At 59.7% G+C, this 18371-nt stretch carries 21 protein-coding genes and 1 pseudogene; 14 read left to right on the top strand and 8 right to left on the bottom strand.

Going from position 1 to position 18371, the window contains the following annotated elements; translation table 11 throughout:
* Positions 1-57 precede the first annotated feature (57 nt).
* Genes yfiR through yfiB form a run of 3 tightly spaced genes read left to right on the top strand, consistent with a single transcriptional unit; the run spans position 58 to position 2407 of the window.
* Positions 58-633 carry a regulatory sequestration protein YfiR gene (gene yfiR / locus ACZ9BB_RS20535; RefSeq protein ID WP_476215740.1) on the top strand — a complete coding sequence of 192 codons (576 nt, stop codon included), beginning with the start codon at positions 58-60 and terminating at the stop codon, positions 631-633.
* Positions 630-1898, top strand: a complete 1269-nt coding sequence (dgcN, locus tag ACZ9BB_RS20530) for a diguanylate cyclase DgcN/YfiN (RefSeq protein WP_476215739.1) — start codon at positions 630-632, stop codon at positions 1896-1898. The genes yfiR and dgcN overlap by 4 nt, the downstream gene beginning before the upstream one ends.
* A 5-nt stretch (positions 1899-1903) precedes the next feature.
* Complete coding sequence (yfiB, locus tag ACZ9BB_RS20525; protein ID WP_476215738.1) at positions 1904-2407, top strand: outer membrane lipoprotein YfiB; 504 nt, start codon at positions 1904-1906, stop codon at positions 2405-2407.
* Here the strand turns inward: yfiB and ACZ9BB_RS20520 are convergent.
* Positions 2404-3351, bottom strand: a complete 948-nt coding sequence (locus tag ACZ9BB_RS20520; protein WP_476215737.1) for a LysR family transcriptional regulator — start codon at positions 3349-3351, stop codon at positions 2404-2406. The two genes, yfiB and ACZ9BB_RS20520, sit on opposite strands and share 4 nt — an antisense overlap.
* A gap of 161 nt (positions 3352-3512) precedes the next feature.
* Here ACZ9BB_RS20520 and ACZ9BB_RS20515 point away from each other — a divergent pair, with 161 nt between their 5' ends.
* Positions 3513-5030, top strand: a complete 1518-nt coding sequence (locus tag ACZ9BB_RS20515; protein WP_476215736.1) for a CoA-acylating methylmalonate-semialdehyde dehydrogenase — start codon at positions 3513-3515, stop codon at positions 5028-5030.
* Positions 5031-5040: 10 nt separating this feature from the next.
* The gene (gene mmsB, locus ACZ9BB_RS20510) at positions 5041-5928 is read left to right on the top strand and encodes a 3-hydroxyisobutyrate dehydrogenase (RefSeq protein ID WP_476215735.1); all 888 of its coding nucleotides are present in this window, start codon (positions 5041-5043) and stop codon (positions 5926-5928) included.
* Positions 5929-6159: 231 nt separating this feature from the next.
* On the opposite strand, the gene ACZ9BB_RS20505 is transcribed toward mmsB, so the two are convergent.
* From ACZ9BB_RS20505 to ACZ9BB_RS20490, 4 genes are all read right to left on the bottom strand, one after another.
* A complete protein-coding gene (locus ACZ9BB_RS20505; protein WP_007900627.1) occupies positions 6160-6504 on the bottom strand; it encodes a cupin domain-containing protein in 345 nt (114 codons plus the stop codon).
* Positions 6505-6626: 122 nt separating this feature from the next.
* Positions 6627-6998 (bottom strand): MerR family transcriptional regulator, encoded by a 372-nt coding sequence (locus ACZ9BB_RS20500; RefSeq protein WP_253416882.1) that lies wholly within the window; start codon positions 6996-6998, stop codon positions 6627-6629.
* Between the two features lie 48 nt (positions 6999-7046).
* A complete protein-coding gene (locus ACZ9BB_RS20495) occupies positions 7047-7622 on the bottom strand; it encodes an NAD(P)H-dependent oxidoreductase (protein WP_476215733.1) in 576 nt (191 codons plus the stop codon).
* Between the two features lie 45 nt (positions 7623-7667).
* Positions 7668-8552 carry a LysR substrate-binding domain-containing protein gene (locus tag ACZ9BB_RS20490; protein ID WP_476215731.1) on the bottom strand — a complete coding sequence of 295 codons (885 nt, stop codon included), beginning with the start codon at positions 8550-8552 and terminating at the stop codon, positions 7668-7670.
* A gap of 94 nt (positions 8553-8646) precedes the next feature.
* On the opposite strand from ACZ9BB_RS20490, the gene ACZ9BB_RS20485 reads away from it, so the two are divergent.
* The gene (locus tag ACZ9BB_RS20485) at positions 8647-9411 is read left to right on the top strand and encodes a sulfite exporter TauE/SafE family protein (RefSeq protein WP_476215729.1); all 765 of its coding nucleotides are present in this window, start codon (positions 8647-8649) and stop codon (positions 9409-9411) included.
* Here ACZ9BB_RS20485 and ACZ9BB_RS20480 read toward each other — a convergent pair.
* Positions 9401-9715, bottom strand: coding sequence for a putative quinol monooxygenase (locus tag ACZ9BB_RS20480; protein WP_476215727.1), 315 nt, complete (start codon positions 9713-9715; stop codon positions 9401-9403). The genes ACZ9BB_RS20485 and ACZ9BB_RS20480 overlap by 11 nt on opposite strands.
* Positions 9716-9878: 163 nt before the next feature.
* On the opposite strand from ACZ9BB_RS20480, the gene mdaB reads away from it, so the two are divergent.
* From mdaB to ACZ9BB_RS20450, 6 genes are all read left to right on the top strand, one after another.
* Positions 9879-10469, top strand: coding sequence for an NADPH:quinone oxidoreductase MdaB (gene mdaB, locus ACZ9BB_RS20475; protein ID WP_401175197.1), 591 nt, complete (start codon positions 9879-9881; stop codon positions 10467-10469).
* Positions 10470-10710: 241 nt separating this feature from the next.
* Positions 10711-11622 (top strand): LysR substrate-binding domain-containing protein, encoded by a 912-nt coding sequence (locus ACZ9BB_RS20470; RefSeq protein ID WP_476215726.1) that lies wholly within the window; start codon positions 10711-10713, stop codon positions 11620-11622.
* A 130-nt stretch (positions 11623-11752) separates the two neighbouring features.
* Positions 11753-13198 carry a SulP family inorganic anion transporter gene (locus tag ACZ9BB_RS20465; RefSeq protein ID WP_476215725.1) on the top strand — a complete coding sequence of 482 codons (1446 nt, stop codon included), beginning with the start codon at positions 11753-11755 and terminating at the stop codon, positions 13196-13198.
* Positions 13199-13330: 132 nt separating this feature from the next.
* Positions 13331-13699 carry a glyoxalase superfamily protein gene (locus tag ACZ9BB_RS20460; protein WP_476215723.1) on the top strand — a complete coding sequence of 123 codons (369 nt, stop codon included), beginning with the start codon at positions 13331-13333 and terminating at the stop codon, positions 13697-13699.
* 82 nt (positions 13700-13781) lie between these two features.
* Positions 13782-14027 carry a FitA-like ribbon-helix-helix domain-containing protein gene (locus tag ACZ9BB_RS20455; RefSeq protein ID WP_095055567.1) on the top strand — a complete coding sequence of 82 codons (246 nt, stop codon included), beginning with the start codon at positions 13782-13784 and terminating at the stop codon, positions 14025-14027.
* Entirely contained in the window at positions 14024-14443 is a 420-nt protein-coding gene (locus tag ACZ9BB_RS20450; protein ID WP_476215721.1) for a PIN domain-containing protein, read from the top strand. The genes ACZ9BB_RS20455 and ACZ9BB_RS20450 overlap by 4 nt, the downstream gene beginning before the upstream one ends.
* Positions 14444-14582: 139 nt before the next feature.
* Here ACZ9BB_RS20450 and ACZ9BB_RS20445 read toward each other — a convergent pair whose 3' ends face one another.
* Together ACZ9BB_RS20445 and ACZ9BB_RS20440 are read right to left on the bottom strand one after the other, a co-directional pair.
* Positions 14583-15287: a methyl-accepting chemotaxis protein gene (locus ACZ9BB_RS20445; protein ID WP_476218366.1), complete on the bottom strand. Its 705-nt coding sequence runs from the start codon at positions 15285-15287 to the stop codon at positions 14583-14585.
* A gap of 201 nt (positions 15288-15488) precedes the next feature.
* Positions 15489-16367: pseudogene (locus tag ACZ9BB_RS20440) on the bottom strand (methyl-accepting chemotaxis protein); the annotation flags it as partial.
* Between the two features lie 394 nt (positions 16368-16761).
* On the opposite strand from ACZ9BB_RS20440, the gene pmrG reads away from it, so the two are divergent.
* A complete protein-coding gene (pmrG, locus tag ACZ9BB_RS20435; protein WP_476215719.1) occupies positions 16762-17433 on the top strand; it encodes a lipopolysaccharide core heptose(II)-phosphate phosphatase PmrG in 672 nt (223 codons plus the stop codon).
* A 34-nt stretch (positions 17434-17467) separates the two neighbouring features.
* The gene (locus tag ACZ9BB_RS20430; RefSeq protein ID WP_476215717.1) at positions 17468-18313 is read left to right on the top strand and encodes a phosphatase PAP2 family protein; all 846 of its coding nucleotides are present in this window, start codon (positions 17468-17470) and stop codon (positions 18311-18313) included.
* Positions 18314-18371: the final 58 nt, after the last annotated feature.

The following is an 18371-nucleotide window of genomic DNA, read 5'->3' as shown; positions in this document are numbered from 1 at the left end:
TTCAGTGCTGTGCTATCGTTGCGGCATCATATCGTTGCGATCGAAGAGAATCCCTGCATGAAGGTGGCTGTCTGGGCGACAGAGCGCGTTGTTGGCTGCAAGCAAGTGTTGCTTGGTAGCCTTCTCTGTTTGTTGACGGGCGTTGCCTGTGCTCAGCCGGAAACCGACGCGAGCAAGGCCGACCTTCGCGCCAGGTCGGTCACTCAGGTGGTGCTCGGGATCCTCAGTTATGCCCGGTGGCCTGTTGAGCCCCAGCAGTTGCGTCTGTGCGTGGTCGGCCCCACCGAATACACCGACGACCTGGTCAAAGGCACCACCCAGGCCACTGGTCGGCCTGTCACCGTGCGACGACTTTTGGCCGACAATCCGGCGATTGCCGGGGAATGCGATGCGGTGTACATCGGCCAGCTGACGAGCGAGGAACGCAGTCGACTATTCGCCTCGCTGACTGGGCGTCCGGTGTTGAGCATCAGCGAAGGCGGCGATCAATGCACCGTTGGCAGTCTGTTCTGTCTGCGGGTCGGCGATGAACAGGTGGCTTTCGAGGTCAACCTCGACTCGGTCGCCCGCAGTGGTGTGCGCATTCATCCCAGTGTGCTGCAACTGTCGCGCCGCAAGCCGGCGGCACCATGAGTCTATTCAAATCCCGCACACGTCCGACCCTGGGGTCGGTTATCGGCCGTGGACATTTGATCGTCGCCTTGGTGGGTGTGGCCATGGCCAGTGTTTCGTTGACTCTGCTGGGTGTTCTGGCCCTGCGGGTTTATGCCGATCACAATCTGCATCTGATTGCCCGATCGATCAATTACACCGTGGAAGCCGCGGTGGTGTTCAATGACAAGGCCGCCGCCACCGAAGCGTTGGCGTTGATCGCGTCCACCGAGGAAGTGGCCGATGCACAGGTGACGAACGAGCAAGGCGAGTTGCTCGCACATTGGCAACGACCGGAAACCGGGCTGCTTTCCGACCTTGAAATGCAGATCGCTCGGGCGTTGCTGGAAAAACCCGTCAGCATGCCGATCGTTCATCAAGGTCAGGAAATCGGTAGCATCCTGCTTACTGGTCATGCTGGCAGCCTGATGCGCTTTTTGCTCAGTGGCCTGCTGGGCATTGTCTTGTGTACCGCTATCAGTGCCTGGGTTGCGCTGTATCTGGCGCGTCGGCAATTGCGCGGGATCATCGGCCCGTTGCGCAGCCTGGCTACCGTGGCTCACGCCGCCCGCAGCGAGCGTGCCTTCGACCAGCGCGTGCCGCCCGCCGACATTGCCGAACTCGACAACCTGGGCAACGACTTCAATGCCTTGCTCGATGAGCTCGAGTCCTGGCAGACCCACCTGCAAAGCGAAAACGAAACCCTGGCCCACCAGGCCAGCCATGACAGTCTCACCGGGTTGCCGAATCGGGCGTTTTTCGAAGGCCGCCTGATGCGTGCCTTGCGCAATGCCAGCAAGCTGGATGAGCGAGTGGCCGTGCTGTTCCTCGACAGCGACCGGTTCAAGGAGATCAACGATAACTTCGGTCATGCTGCCGGCGATGCAGTGCTAGTCGCGGTGGCAACCCGGGTTCGTGCACAGTTGCGTGAAGAGGACCTGGTCGCGCGTCTAGGCGGCGACGAGTTTGCCGTCCTGCTGACACCACTGCACAAGACCGAAGACGCTGAACGGATTGCCGACAAAATCCTTGCCAGCATGGAAGTGCCAATCCCGTTGCCGGGCAGTACCCAAGTGTTGACCTCACTCAGTATCGGCATTGCCGTGTACCCGGATCATGGGGGTACACCGGGCACGTTGCTCAGTGCCGCCGATGCCGCGATGTACCAGGCCAAACGCCTTTCCCGAGGCGCCCAGCACACGTCAGGGGCGGAGCCCCCTGTCGCACATGTTCAAACCAGGAGCTAATTTCTGTGCTCACATTCTCTCAGCGTTCCTTGCGATTTTTCACGATCACGTTGTTCATGGCCTTACTGGCATTGACCGGTTGCCAAACGGCACCGCAAAAAGGCCTGACCCCGGCGCAGATCACCGTGCTCAAGCAGCAAGGGTTCGAGATGACTGACGATGGCTGGGCCTTCGGCCTGTCCGACAAAGTGCTGTTCGGCAGTGATGTCGAGCACCTCAACCCCACCAGTACCGAGATCGTCGAGCGCATCGGCAAGGCGTTGTTGGGTGTGGGCATCGAGCGAGTGAGGATCGATGGCCACACCGATGCCTCGGGCAAAGAGTCCTATAACGAACAGCTTTCCCTGCGCCGCGCGAAAAGCGTTGGCAAAGTGCTGAGTACCGTCGGCATAAAAGAAGAAAACATCCAACTGCGCGGCTTGGGCAGCAGTAAACCCGTCGCCTCCAACGACACCGTGGCCGGGCGCACCGAGAATCGCCGGGTGGCGATCGTGGTGAGCGCGGACTAATCAGCGAATAACATCTCCCGACTTTCACCCATCAACAGCGCTTGGTTCTGCTCGGTAACGGCACGGATGTAATCCCACAACAAGGTGATCCGCTTGAGCTTGCGCAGGTCTTCCCGGCAGTACATCCAGAACTGCCGGGTGATGGTGATTTCTTGCGGTAACACTGGCAGCAATCGCGAGTCCTGAGACGCCAGGAAGCACGGCAGAATCGCCAGTGACCGTCCCTGCTGGGCGGCCACGAACTGCGCGATCACGCTGGTGCTGCGCAGGTTGGCATTGGCGCCGGGCAACACATTCGCCAGGTACAACAGCTCCGAGCTGAACGCCAGGTCGTCCACATAACTGATGAATTGATGCTTGCCCAAGTCTGCCGGGCGGCGGATCGGTGGGTGTTTGTCCAGGTAATCCTGGGTTGCATACAGCTGCAATCGGTAGTCGCAGAGTTTGCAGCAGACATACGGTCCGTGCTCCGGCCGCTCCAGCGCGATGACAATGTCTGCTTCGCGCTTGGACAGGCTGATGAAGTGCGGCAGCGGCAGGATGTCCACCGAGATCGCCGGGTAGGCGTCGACGAAATGGCTCAACTGCGGGGTGATGAAAAAGCTGCCAAACCCTTCGGTACAGCCCATGCGCACATGCCCGGACAACGCCACGCCGGAGCCCGAAACTTGCTCGCAGGCCATGTGCAGGGTGCTTTCGATCGACTCGGCGTAACCCAGCAGTCGCTGACCTTCGGCAGTCAGGACAAAACCGCCAGTGCGGGACTTCTCGAACAGCAGCGTGCCCAGCGAGGCCTCCAGTGAACTGATGCGCCGCGACACGGTGGTGTAATCCACCGCCAGGCGCTTGGCTGCGGTGCTGGCCTTGCGGGTACGGGCAACCTCGAGGAAAAACTTGAGGTCATCCCAGTTCAACGAGCCTAAAGACGTGATGTTTTTTTGCATGATGGACCGGCTTTTATGTGCGTTCTTATTAGAAGTTTGCACATCTATACTCCAAAAACAGTCCGATAACCAATTCGCGACACACGCCTCATCTCAAGGCGACTTTCTCGCCTTGGCTCCAAAGATCGCTCTCTAAATAAGAACAACGTCCGGAGACCAATATGAACGCATCGCTAGAAACCACCGTGCAAAAGGTCAAGCTGTTGATCGATGGCGAGTGGGTCGAGTCCCAGACCACCGAATGGCATGACATCGTCAACCCGGCGACCCAACAAGTGCTGGCCAAGGTCCCGTTCGCGACGACCGCCGAAGTCGACGCCGCCATCAGCGCCGCCCATCGCGCCTTCCAGACCTGGAGGCTGACGCCGATCGGCGCGCGGATGCGCATCATGCTCAAGCTTCAGGCGTTGATTCGTGAACACTCCAAGCGTATTGCCGTGGTACTCAGCAATGAGCAGGGCAAAACCATCGCCGACGCTGAAGGCGATATCTTCCGCGGCCTGGAAGTGGTCGAACACGCTTGCTCCATTGGCAGCCTGCAAATGGGCGAGTTCGCCGAGAACGTCGCGGGTGGTGTCGATACTTATACCCTGCGTCAACCGATCGGCGTCTGCGCCGGTATTACTCCATTCAACTTCCCGGCGATGATTCCGCTGTGGATGTTCCCTATGGCCATCGCCTGCGGCAACACCTTCGTGCTCAAGCCATCCGAGCAAGACCCGATGTCGACCATGCTGCTGGTGGAGCTGGCCATCGAAGCCGGTATTCCGCCGGGAGTGCTCAACGTCGTTCATGGTGGCAAGGATGTGGTGGACGCGCTTTGCACCCACAAGGACATCAAGGCTGTTTCGTTCGTCGGTTCGACCGCGGTCGGCACTCACGTCTACGACCTGGCCGGCAAACACGGTAAACGCGTGCAATCAATGATGGGCGCCAAGAACCACGCCGTCGTATTGCCCGATGCCAATCGTGAGCAAGCGCTCAATGCACTGGTCGGCGCCGGTTTCGGTGCGGCCGGGCAACGCTGCATGGCCACCTCGGTGGTGGTGCTGGTGGGCGCGGCCAAACAATGGCTGCCGGACCTCAAGGCGCTGGCGCAAAAACTCAAGGTCAATGCCGGCAGCGAGCCAGGCACTGATGTTGGCCCGGTGATCTCCAAACGGGCCAAGGCGCGGATTCTCGAGCTGATCGAAAGCGGTATCAAGGAAGGCGCGAAGCTTGAACTGGACGGTCGCGACATCAGCGTTCCGGGCTACGAGAAGGGTAACTTTGTCGGCCCGACCCTGTTCTCCGGCGTCACTCCCGAGATGCAGATCTACACCCAGGAAATCTTCGGTCCGGTGCTGGTGGTGCTGGAAGTCGACACCCTCGATCAGGCCATCGCCCTGGTCAACGCTAACCCGTTCGGCAACGGCACAGGCTTGTTCACTCAGAGCGGTGCGGCAGCGCGTAAATTCCAGACGGAAATCGACGTCGGCCAGGTTGGCATCAACATCCCGATTCCGGTGCCGGTGCCGTTCTTCAGCTTCACCGGTTCCCGTGGTTCGAAGCTCGGCGATCTCGGTCCGTATGGCAAGCAAGTGGTGCAGTTCTACACTCAAACCAAGACCGTCACCGCGCGCTGGTTCGACGATGACAGCGTCAACGACGGTGTGAACACTACCATCCACTTGCGTTAAGGAGCCGGACATGAAAATCGCTTTTATCGGTCTCGGCAACATGGGCGCGCCGATGGCGCGCAATCTGATCAAGGCCGGCCATTCGCTGCGGCTGGTCGACCTGAACAAAGCTGTGCTGGCAGAGCTGGAGCAACTGGGCGGCAGCATCAGCGCTTCGGCACGTGAAGCGGCTCAAGATGCTGAGCTGGTGATCACCATGCTGCCAGCCGCGGTGCATGTGCGCAGCGTCTGGCTGGGCGAAGATGGCGTGCTGGCGGGGATCGCCAAGGGCGTGCCCGCTGTGGATTGCAGCACCATCGATCCGCAGACGGCGCGCGACGTCGCCGCAGCTGCCGCCAAACAAGGCGTGGCCATGGCCGATGCGCCGGTCTCCGGCGGTACCGGCGGTGCGGCGGCGGGAACCCTGACCTTCATGGTCGGCGCCACCCCTGAGTTGTTCGCCATCCTGCAGCCGGTGCTGGCGCAGATGGGCCGTAACATCGTCCACTGTGGCGAAGTCGGCACCGGGCAAATTGCCAAGATCTGCAACAACCTGCTGCTGGGGATTTCCATGGTCGGCGTTAGCGAAGCCATGGCTTTGGGCGATGCGCTGGGGATCGACACGACGGTTCTGGCGGGGATCATCAACAGTTCCACCGGGCGCTGCTGGAGTTCGGAGATGTACAACCCGTGGCCGGGTATCGTCGAAACGGCGCCGGCCTCGCGCGGCTATACCGGCGGTTTCGGTGCAGAACTGATGCTTAAGGATCTGGGGCTGGCTACTGAGGCGGCACGTCAGGCGCACCAACCGGTGGTGCTTGGTGCGGTGGCCCAGCAGTTGTATCAGGCGATGAGCCAGCGTGGGGACGGTGGCAAGGACTTTTCGGCGATCATCAATAGCTATCGCAAGCCCCAATAGAGGTTTTTCTCGGGGGCAATGGTGAGGGGGCTTGTGGCGAGGGAGCTTGCTCCCGTTCGGCTGCGAAGCAGTCGTAAGTCCTGAACATGCGGTGCATCAGAAACACCGCATCAGCTTGTTGGGTTCGCTTCGCGAACCAGCGGGAGCAAGCTCCCTCGCCACAAGGGATGCGCATTTCAATCAGGTTCTTTTGCCGAGAGATCACGTCGGGTGATCTCTCGGTTTTTTGCATCAGGCAAACACGAAATACTTACGCACGGTTTCAACCACTTCCCACGTGCCTTTCATGCCCGGTTCGATGACGAAAATATCACCGGCGCGCAGGTGGATCGGCGCCATGCCTTCCGGGGTGATGATGCAGTAGCCTTCCTGGAAATGGCAGTATTCCCACTTCACGTATTCCACATACCACTTGCCCGGCGTGCAGATCCAGGTGCCCATGATCTTGCTGCCATCTTCGCTGGTGTACGCGTTGAGGTTGACGGTGTGCGGATCGCCTTCGAGCTTTTCCCATTTGCAGGCGTCGAGCACGGGCAACGGGTGAGTGTCGCGAAGAACGGTAATCGGTGCGGTCATGTGGACTCCGGGCCTTGGAATATAGAAAGAGGTACTGAAAACTGAAGTCGCACCCTATAGCGCCCATGCTCCGCTCAGTTGTCTGTATTCGACATCGAGCTGTCCAGAAACGCGCGGTACCCTCAAAGACTTTCCAGTGGGCAATCGATTCGGGCCTGCAGGAAGGTGCTCTCGAACTCGACCAATTGCTCGTGTTGATGCCTGAGTGCGGCAATCTTTTCGCTGATTTCGCACTTCTTGGCATCGATGGCCTGCTGCGCCAATGACCAGGGCATCGCCCGGCCTTGATGCCCGGTAAAGATCGCCTGGAGTTCCTTGAGCCTGAAACCCAATTGTTGAGCGCACTTGATGAGGATCAGCAGGTCGACGCTTTGTTGGTCATAGACACGGTATCTGCCTTGCCGTTGAGCGGCCGGCAGCAAGCCGATCGACTCGTAATGGCGGATGCTCTTGATCGTCGTCCCTGAGCGTTGTGCGGCTTGGCCGATGTACATGAAAAGTCCCTTTTTGCGGTGGTAACACCCGGTGCATTATCGGCACACTCAGTGGCTGGCGATAGCCTGGGCTTGCCGTAACCAGGCCTCACGCTGACTGTCGCTTGCGCCGAGAATCGGGCCGAACGTGAGAGTGCGCCGGGGTTCGATGCCGCAGAAGGCGAGGGTGGTTTTACGTATCTGATGCAGCCCGGGCATGCGGTAGATCCAGCGGTAATACCAGGGTGGCGTGTCCATGGTCACCAGCAGATGCGCGCTGCGACCGCGCAGGAGTTTGTCGGGGAAGGCTTTGCCTTCGCGGTACTTGAAGGCGAAACCCGGCAGGAACGCCCGATCGAAAAAGCCCTTGAGCAAGGCCGGTACGCCTCCCCACCAGATCGGGTAGACCAGGGTCAGGTGTTCGGCCCACAGAATGTCCGCCTGAGCGCGGCGCAGGTCGGCTTCCAGTGGCTGAACCTGTTGATACCCTTCACGCAGTACCGGATCAAAATCCAGTTTGCCCAGAAACAACTGACGCACCTCATGCCCGGCACGCAATGCCGATTGTGCGTAGCGCTCGGCCAGTGCGCCGCAGAAACTGTTACTCGATGGATGACCGAGAATCACCAGAATTCGTTTGCTCACCGTAACGGTCCCTGAAGATGAAACCTCAAGGGTAAAGTCTGCCCCTCAGGGGAGAGTCAAGGTGCTCAGCAAGGCCTGGGCATAACCGGGCAGAACGGCGAAGTCCCGGGCGCACAACAACAGTTTGCGTCGGGCCCACGGCTCTTCCAGTGCGACGCTTGTGAACGGCGTTTCAGCCGACCAGCGTTCGACCGCCGCCAAGGGCACGATCGCCAGCCCGGCACCTCGGGCGACCATGCGCATCACGCCATCGAAACCATCGGCGCGGATGCGGACCTGCATCCGTAAGCCACTGTGCAGGGCCTGTTCTTCCAGGTAAACGGCCAAGGCGCTGTTGGCGTTCAGGCCGACGTAATCGTGGTGCAAGGTGGCGCTGAAGCTTAATGGTCCGGTGTCGGCCAAGGGGTGATCACGCGGCAGGATCAGCACCAGCGGATCGTCGCGGAAATAGCGGGTTTGCAGGCTGTCGGTATCCACGGCGTCGGACACGATCCCCAGGTCTGCTGCGCCCTGACGCAAGGCGTGGGTGATGCGTGTGCTGGGCAGCTCTTGCAGGTCGATGTCGAGGTTCGGATGGTCGCGCAGAAAGTCCGCCAGCAATTCCGGCAGGTACTCGGTGATCGCAGTGGTATTGCACAGCAACCGCACCTGGCCTTTGACGCCTTTGGCATATTCGATCAGGTCCTGCTGCATGCGCTCGGCCTGTTGCAACAGGACTCGGGCGTGCTGCGCCAGCGCCTTGCCGGCTGGAGTCGGGCTGACACCGCGGCGACCTCGCTCCAGAAACTCGATGCCCAGTGAAGCTTCCATCGCGCGGATTCGTGCACTCGCCGCCGCCAGTGATAAATGGCTGCGGGCGGCACCGGCGGTGATGTTGCCGGTGTCGAGGATATTCAGGTAGAGGCGCAGGTCGGTGAGGTCGAAGTGCATACAGTGTCCCGGATCATTTGCCTCTTGTAGAGCAAGAGGCAGCCTCAGTATATGGCAGATTTTCAAGGCACCCTTCAGGGCCCACGATAGCCCCATGAATACTCTTGCCGCGTTCTATCAACATTTGGGCTTGGCCCTGTCCTTATTGATTGTCGCCACCTTCCTGCTGGCCGGAATGATCAAAGGTGTGATCGGCCTCGGTCTGCCGACCATCGCCATGGGTTTGCTCGGTCTGGCTATGGCACCGTCGCAGGCTGCGGCGCTGTTGATCGTTCCCGCGACGTTGACCAACGTCTGGCAACTGGCCTTCGGCGGTCATTTGCGCGGGTTGTTGAGCCGGTTATGGCCGATGCTGCTGGCGATTTTTATCGGCACTGGCGCTGGCACATTGTGGATCGGCATGGCCGGTGGACACTGGGTGGTGCGGGGGCTCGGAGCGGCGCTGTTGATTTACGCCTTGAGCGGTTTGTTCCTGCCGACCTTGCGTGTCGGCAGTCGCAACGAGCGTTGGCTCGGTCCGTTCTGCGGAGTGCTGACGGGCGTCATCACCTCGGCCACCGGCGTCTTCGTGATTCCGGCGGTGCCTTATCTGCAAGCGCTGGGCTTGAGTAAGGATGAACTGGTGCAAGCGCTGGGTTTGTCGTTCACCGTTTCGACCCTCGCATTGGCCGCCGGGCTGTTATGGCGCGGCGCTCTCGGCGGTGGTGAATTGAGTGCATCGCTGCTGGCGCTGATTCCGGCGGTGCTCGGCATGTTGCTGGGACAATGGCTGCGACAGCGGATCAGCGCCGTGTTGTTCAAGCACGTGTTCTTCATCGGCCTCGGTGTACTCGGCGGCCACCTGCTGATCAGCGGCTAGCGGACGATGTGCTGAGCATTTCGATCGGGCGGATATCGAAATCCCGTTCCAGATACTCCATGCGCTGGTCGAGGAACTGCTTCATGTGCGGCAGGTTCGAGTGCGCATCCAGATGGGCCTGGGTCTGCCAGATCTCGTAGAAGATAAACAGCGTCGGGTCCTGTTTGTCGCGCAGCATGTGGTACTCGATGCAACCGGGTTCGGCGCGACTCGGTTCGACATAGGCACGGAACAACGCTTCGAAGGCCGCGGATTTTTCCGGGCGGGTCTTGGCGTGCAGGATGAAGCCTTGCAGTTCGCTCAACAGCGTTCTCCTTGAAAGTCAGAATCGGCACAAGCTTACGGCAACAATCGCCCATCGATTCGTGCGTATTGGTCAAATGAATTTTGCTGCTCGAGGGCTTATTCCACGCGAGGTCGATCGCTACTCTGCCGCCATCGAATTTCAACCTTGCGAGATTTCTCCCATGAAAAAAGTCCTGTTGCTCAATGGCGGCAAAAAATTCGCCCACTCCGATGGTCGCTACAACACGACGCTGCACGAAGCGGCGCTGAGCGTGCTGGATCGCGGTGGCGTGGACGTGAAAGCCACGTTCATCGACGAGGGGTATGATGTCGCCGAGGAAGTCGCCAAATTCCTCTGGGCCGATGTGATCATTTATCAGATGCCAGGTTGGTGGATGGGCGCGCCCTGGACCGTCAAGAAATATGTCGATGAGGTCTTCACCGAAGGCCACGGCAGCCTCTACGCCAGCGATGGCCGCACACGCTCCGACGCGTCGCAGAAGTACGGCAGCGGCGGTCTGTTGCACGGTAAAAAATACATGCTGTCGCTGACCTGGAACGCACCGCAGCAGGCCTTCGACGACCCGACCGACTTCTTCGAAGCCAAAGGCGTGGACGCGGTGTACTTCCCGTTCCACAAGGCCAACACCTTCCTCGGCATGACCGGTTTGCCGACCTTCCTGTGCGTCGACGTGATGAAACGCCCGAATATCGAAGCCGATGTGGCGCGCTATGAGCAGCATTTGACCGAGGTGTTTGGCCTTAAGGCATAACGCTCGGCTACTATCGATAGCTGAAGCGGGCACTGAATCCGTGGTGAGGGAGCCCCGTGGCGAGGGGGCTTGCCCCCGTTCGGCGGCGAAGCCGTCGTAAAATAAGTAACTGCGGACTATCTGAACCACCGCGTTGGCAGGTTTGGGGGCCGCTTCGCGCACCAACGGGGGCAAGCCCCCTCGCCACAGGCAAGCCCCGCTCCGCAGCAGAACCGCGCAGGACTATCGATAAGGGACGCACGTGAAAGCCAGATCCGATGAGTTGCAGATTTTCGTCTGCGTGATTGAGCACGGGTCGATTTCGGCGGCGGCCGAACAGGTCGGGCAAACGCCGTCGGCAGTCAGCCGCACACTGTCGCGGCTGGAGGCCAAGCTCGACACCACGCTGATCAACCGCACCACGCGACGCATGGACCTGACCGAGGAGGGCAAGTACTTCTTCGAGCACGCCAAGCTGATTCTCGATCAAATGGACGAGCTCGAAGAGCGCCTGTCCTCACGCCAGCAAACCCCCTCCGGGCGTCTGCGAATCAATGCCGCATCGCCATTCATGCTGCACGCCATCGTGCCGCACATCGATGAGTTCCGCCGTCTCTACCCGGACATTCAGCTCGAACTCAACAGTAATGACCTGATCATCGACCTGCTCGAACAAAGTACTGACATCGCCATCCGCATCGGTACGCTGGCCGACTCGACCCTGCACGCCCGCTCGCTGGGTTGCAGCCCGCTGCACATCGTCGCCAGCCCGGCTTATCTGGAACAACACGGCACACCGAGCGCTGTCGCGGATTTGACCGAGCACACGCTGCTGGGCTTTACCCACAATGAAGGCCTCAACCAATGGCCGCTGCGCTATGTCCACGGTGACCGCTGGCCGATCCAGGCCTCAATCAGTGCGTCGAGTGGGGAGACGGTCAGGCACCTGGCGCTGGCCGGCCAAGGCATCGCCTGCCTGTCGCACTTCATGACCATCGACGACATCCGCGCCGGTCGCTTGCAGGTGCTGCTGGCGGAGTTCAACAGCGGATATCGCCAACCCATCAACGCGGTGTACTACCGCAACTCGCAACTTGCCCTGCGTATACAGTGCTTCCTGGACTTCATCCAGGGCAAATTGGCGGCTTATGCGATTGCGGATTTCAAGGGCTGATTCGTAGACCGCGTCATCGTTCATCGCGAGCCTGCTCGCGATTGCGTTTGCGGCGCCCATTCACTGGCCGGCCCGTCTTCAATTCCGTAACATCCGCTCCCTCTTTTCCCGCCTGCATTTTAGGTAAGCCATGAAACCCAAACGTCTGCGCGCCGATGTCCTGGCCGGACTCACCACCTCTTTTGCCCTGCTGCCCGAATGCATCGCCTTCGCGCTGGTGGCTCACCTCAATCCATTGATGGGGCTTTACGGCGCTTTCATCATCTGCACCCTGACGGCGCTCTTCGGCGGACGGCCGGGGATGGTGTCCGGTGCCGCCGGCTCGATGGCGGTGGTGATCGTCGCGCTGGTGGTGCAGCACGGTGTGCAGTACTTGCTGGCGACGGTGCTACTGGGTGGGCTGATCATGCTGGCGTTTGGTCTATTGAGGCTGGGCAAGTTGGTGCGCATGGTGCCGCACCCGGTAATGCTCGGTTTCGTCAACGGCCTGGCGATTGTCATTGCCCTGGCCCAGTTGGAGCACTTCAAGAGCGGTGAAGGCTGGTTGAGTGGTGCGCCGCTGTACATGATGGTCGGGCTGGTGGCGCTGACGATGGCCATCGTTTATCTGATGCCGCGCCTGACGCGTGCCGTGCCGCCGGCGCTGGTGGCGATTCTGGGTGTCGGGCTGGCGGTTTACCTGCTCGGCCTGCCGACCCGCACATTGGGTGACATGGCGCACATTGCCGGTGGCTTGCCGAGCTTCGCGCTACCAGACCTACCGTGGAACCTGGAAACCCTGCGCATCATCGCTCCTTACGCGATATTGATGGCATTGGTCGGCCTGCTGGAAACCCTGCTGACCCTGAACCTGACCGATGAGATCACCGAGAGCCGCGGCTACCCGGACCGCGAGTGCGTGGCATTGGGCGCTGCCAACGTGGTCTCTGGTATGTTCGGCGGCATGGGCGGCTGCGCCATGATCGGGCAAACCGTGATCAACCTCAGCTCCGGCGGTCGCGGTCGGCTGTCCGGTGCGGTGGCCGGGGGGATGATCCTGCTGTTTGTGCTGTTCCTTTCGCCGCTGATCGAGCGTATCCCGCTGGCCGCATTGGTCGGGGTGATGTTCGTAGTGTCGCAGCAGACGTTCGCCTGGGCTTCGTTGCGGGTGCTGAACAAGGTGCCGCTGAACGATGTCTTGGTGATCATCGCGGTCACGGTGATTACGGTGTTCACCGATCTGGCCATCGCCGTGTTGTGCGGGATCATCATTGCGGCGCTCAACTTTGCCTGGCAACAGGCTCGCGAGCTGTATGCCGACAGTCACGTTGAAGCCGACGGCAGCAAGCTCTACCTCCTGCATGGCACGTTGTTTTTCGCCTCTACCACGCCATTCCTCAACCAGTTCGATCCCGCCAATGACCCGCCCCTGGTGACGCTTGATTGTCGCCACCTGAGCTTCGTCGACTACTCGGCCATCGCTGCGCTGAGGACATTGCGTGAGCGCTACACCAAGGCTGGCAAGCAGCTACGCGTTCTGCATCTGTCCGAACGCTGCAAGAAACTGCTCAAACGCGCCAGCGAGCATCACGACTGAAATCGATGAGTGATCATTCCCGCGCTCTGCGTCACAGTGATGGCATTGTGAGATTAAAGAAACCCATCGCCAAGCCGAAGCGCTGACATCCAGCCCGTCTACACTGGGCCTATTCAGTCAGGGAGCTACCCTATGAGTTTCGGCAAAACCACCCCGGTCCTGCGGATTTTCGACGAAACCAAGGCATTGGAGTTCTACGTCGATTTCCTGGAGTTCAAGGTCGATTGGCAGCATCGCTTCGAACCCGACCTTCCGCTGTACCTGCAAATCTCCCGTGGCGACTGCGTATTGCACTTGTCCGAGCATCACGGCGATGCGACGCCTGGATCAGCCCTGCGCATCGAGACCGATGAACTGGAGGCGTTCCAGCAGCAATTGCTGGCCAAGGAATACTCTTTCTCGCGCCCACAGATCCAGGCCATGCCCTGGGGCAGCCAGGACATGACCGTGACCGACCCGTTCGGGAATCGGTTGGTGTTTACCAATGCGATTAGTGTCTGAGGCCGTTCGGCAGCTCTGCAGGTTTTGATGGCGCAAGGTATGTTAGCCTCAATCAATGATTTCATTGATTGCAGGAGGCATCATGGCCAGCATCACGATTCGAAACCTGGACGATCAGATCAAGGAACAACTGCGTATCGCCGCAGCTCACAATGGGCATTCGATGGAAGAAGAGGCTCGCCTGATTCTTGGTCGAGCCCTGGCTACCGTTGATCGCGCGGGAGGGCTCGGTAGCCGAATCCGCAACAGGTTCAAAGCCAGCGGTGGGGTTGAGCTCGATCTTCCTTCGCGTCACGAGAAAGCGACAGCGGTGGATTTCTCCGAATGATAGTGCTCGATACCAATGTTCTTTCAGAGTTCATGCGAGTTGAGCCTGACACTCAGGTACTTGCCTGGGTTGATGCGCAGCCAGCAATGGAGTTGGCAATTAGTGCTGTCACTGTGGCGGAAATTCTCCATGGCATCGCCCGGCTCCCATTCGGCAAGCGCAAACAGAAGCTTGAAGCTCACGCGATGGCCATGTTCGAAGAGGACTTTGCCGGAAGGATTTTGCCTTTTGATGCCTATGCCGCCGTTGAGTACGCGACGCTGGTCGCTGGCTGTGAAGCAAATGGTCGAGCGGCGTCAATGGCTGATGCGCAAATAGCGGCAATCTGCCGAACCCATGGAGCATTGATTGCCACTCGCAATGTTCGGGACTTCGAGTTTCCCGGGATTGAAGTGATTAATCCATGGGAAACATGAACGACTCTGGTGATCGGTAGATAGTCTTCGCGGGCAAGCCTCGCTCCTGCAGGGTGTCGTGTCCACATCTTGCTGCACACGTAAAACCTGGAGCGAGGCTTGCCCGCGAATGGATCCTTCATTCACCACGTAGTAAGTGTCAAACCCGGAAGTGGCTGACCATCATCTGCAACTGATTACCCAACCGCGCCAGTTCCACACTGGACGCAGCGGTTTCGTCGCTGGCGGCGGCGGTCTGTTCGGACACGTCGCGTACGTTGATGATGCTGCGGCTGATCTCTTCGGCCACGGTGCTTTGTTGCTCGGCGGCGGCAGCGATTTGCTGGTTCATCGACTGGATGTTGGACACCGTGCGAGTGATGTTTTCCAGTGACACGCCAGCCTTGCGGGTCAGTGCTACGCTGCTGTCAGTCAGGGCGCGGCTGTTGTTCATCACCACCGACACTTGTTGAGTGCCGTTCTGCAGGCCGGCCACCAGGCCTTCGATCTCCTCGGTGGACTTCTGCGTGCGCTGGGCCAGGCCCCGCACTTCGTCGGCCACCACGGCAAAACCACGACCGGCTTCACCGGCACGGGCTGCTTCGATAGCAGCGTTGAGCGCCAGCAAGTTTGTCTGCTCGGCCACGGCCTTGATCACGTCCATGACGCTACCGATCTTGTCGCTTTCGCGCTGCAGTACGCTCATGGCTTCGGTGGAACGCACCACTTCGCTGGCCAGGCGCTCGATCTGGGCGATGGCTTCGTTGACCACTTTATCGCCTTCGCGAGCTTCGCCGTCAGCGGCGGCTGCGGCCTGGGAGGCTTCTTCGGCGTTGCGCGCGACTTCCTGCACGGTGGCCGTCATTTCATGCATGGCGGTGGCCACTTGATCGGTTTCCACTTTCTGGCTGTTCACGCCAGCGCTGGTTTGTTCGGTCACGGCCGACAGTTCTTCGGCGGCGCTGGCGATTTGAGTGACGCCATCACGGATGCCGCTGATCAAGTCGCGCAGGGTCACACCCATGCGCGCGATGCCTTGCTGCAACACGCCAAGTTCGTCGCGGCGAGTCACTTGGATGTCCTGGGACAGGTCGCCACCGGCGATGCGCTCGACCACGGCCAGGGTATCGCGCAACGGGCCGGTGATCTGGCGGGTGATGATCACGGCGGCAATGATGCCCACCAGCAAGGCCAGCAAGGTGCTGATCAGCTGCAATGTGCGGGCCTGGGCACTTTCGGCGTCACGGCGGTCGAGCTGGAATTGATACAGCTGATCGCTCAGGGTCACGATGGCGGCGCCCTGGTCGGTCATTTCCTTGCGCGCCTGCACCGCATCGTTGTTGGCGGCTTTATAGGCTTGCAAGGCGCTGCGGTAGTTGCTCAGCGCGGTTTCCAGCTGACGCAGGCCGTCTTGCTGGGTCTCGGCGAAATGCACGTTGAGTGGTTTCAGGCTGGCGATGGCCGCGTCCAGTTGGCCGACGGCTTTCTGCTCGGTCTCGGCGTTGGTGTTGGCGGTATAGCCGCGCACTTCATAGCGGGCAAGAATGAACGCTTCCTTGGCGGCGGTGATGGCCAGGAACTGTTCGAAACGCTGATCGCTCAAGGGCATTTGCTGCACGCGGATATTGATCGCGTCGATCAGCTTGCTGGCGGTTTCGGCGTTGGCGCCCATGGCGTCGCGGGCACTGTTACCGGTGCGATAGGCGCTGCGCATTTTGTTCAGCGACGTCTGATAGGCAGCGATGGTCGCGGCCTGCTCTTTGAGCATTTTGACGTTTTCAGGGTTTTTGAAGCTGCCCAGCAGAGCTGTTTGCTGAGCAACAAAACTGTCCAGGGTGGTTTGCACATTCTGTGCGGCGGTTTCATCGCCGTTGGTCAGCATGTATTGCAGGCGAACCACGCGCAGCTTGGTCAGGCCGGCGTTGAGCTGAGTGATGTCGCTCATCCAGTTGCTGCGGTCAATCAACCCGCCCAGGCTCGTCCAGCCGGTCAGGGCGAGGATGCAAGTCAGTGCCAGGACCAGGCCGAATCCCAGGCCCAGTTTCAGGTTCACGCTGATATTACCGAACCAGCTATTCATCAATATTCCTCCAGGAACGTTGTGCTTCTTGATCGTCGGTTGGCTGGAAGATTGTTGTTTTAAGAGCCAGCAAGGGGGTAGCAGGTCTGTATCGGCCGCAATCACGAGAGCTGAAAGGATTTTGTGGGACGAGTTTGTAACAAGGTTTTTTGGCGGGTCTTAAGCTTTTTTTCACATGAGTTTCACCGGCTGCCGACGCGAGGCTCTCTACTCTCGCGCCTTTGTATCATTGAGATGCATGCCGGCGAGGCGGCTAGACGTGGAATTGAGACTGAGTCTGTTCGGGATAAAACGCTCGATCAATCTGAGCCGCTTGGCCCGTTATCGAAACGCTGCAGTCATCGTGGTCTCGGCGCTGCTGGTGATTCCGCTGACGGTATGGTTGTTGCGACCTGCTGCCGTCCCGGACCTGGCCCATGGTAATGTCGCGGGTGCCCGGGCGTTGGCGACAGGTTGGGCCAAGGGCGACATGATCGTGCTGGTGCGTCACGTCGAGCGCTGCGATCACTCCACGGCAGCCTGCCTGAGCGGCAACGACGGCATCACCGAGCGCTCCCGCAGCGTGGCGGTGAGTGTCGGCGCGCAGTTCGAGCATCTGGGCCTGGGTAAAGCCGATATCTACAACAGCCCGATGATGCGTACGGCGCAAACCGCCGGTTACATGTTCAACAAAGTGGGCGTCGGCGAAGACTGGCTGATCAGTTGCAGGGGCAGCATGTTGCGCGATGCCTTGGCGCACAAAGTGGCCGGGCGCAACCTGATTCTGGTGACCCATAGCGAATGCATGGCGCAACTGGAAAAAGACCTCAAATTACCGACCTCTACCCTCGGCTATGGCGCCTCTCTGTTTATCTCCGCTGAAACGCCTCAGATACCCCGTATGCTAGGTTTCATCGAAGCCTCCGACTGGCGCTCGGTGACCACCGAATGAGCTTCACCATCATCCCTCTGGATCAGGACGTACGATGCTGACTTCTTCCCGTTACCGCTTTTACTGGGTGAACTTTGGTATTCCGCTGGCCTGCGCGGTCGCGGTGTTCCTGATGTTTGACATGACTAAAATCGACATCGCCTTCAGCGATCTTTTTTATGATCCGGTCGCTCAGGTGTTTCCGTTGGAGCATGTCCGTCTGTTCGAGCAGATCACCCATAAATGGGCGCGGATCATCCCGAACTGGACCGGTGAAGTCGCGATCATCGGCGCCTTGCTGTCGTTTCTCTGGCCACGACTGAAGGCTGAAAAACATTCGAAGATCATCGCGTTCCTGGAAAAAATCAAAGTCGCGCCGGTGCTTCGGTTTGCCAGTAAACACCGTAGGGACTTCATCTACGTGGTATTCGCGTTTTCCATAAGCACCGGCGTTATCCACTACCTCAAGAGCCACACCAGTGTGTATTGCCCGGTTGAAACCACTCAGTACGCCGGGAAAATCGAGCACAAGGAGTGGTACCAGAATTTTGACCTGCTGAAAGAAGCAGGCGACGGTCGCTGCTGGCCGGGCGGGCATGCATCAGGCGGCTTCACAATGCTCGCGCTGTACTTCGTGGCCCGCCGCTACCGCTGGCGGTATTCCAAAGCGGTGATGTACGGCTCGCTGCTGCTCGGTTTCGTCTACGGCACGACGCGGGTTCTGCAAGGCTGGCACTACATGTCCCACACCTTCTGGTCCGGGATCTTCGTGTGGCTGACGTGTTTGCTGACGGCGCTGGCGTTCTATGGGCGGGCACGGCTGGAGATGCCGGTGCGACAGCAGGCGGCGTCAGCTGTCGTTGAGCCAATTACAGGTTCACCCGCCAACGCGGAGATTTAGGCCGGGGGCCGTTGAACGCCTGAGTAGCAGTGTCCTTCCTGGCGCTGTTACTGTTTGA

This window comes from Pseudomonas sp. TE3552 (assembly GCF_056278945.1).
Note: the sequence above shows the minus strand (reverse complement) of the source record. Positions and strands in the feature narration are given on the sequence as shown.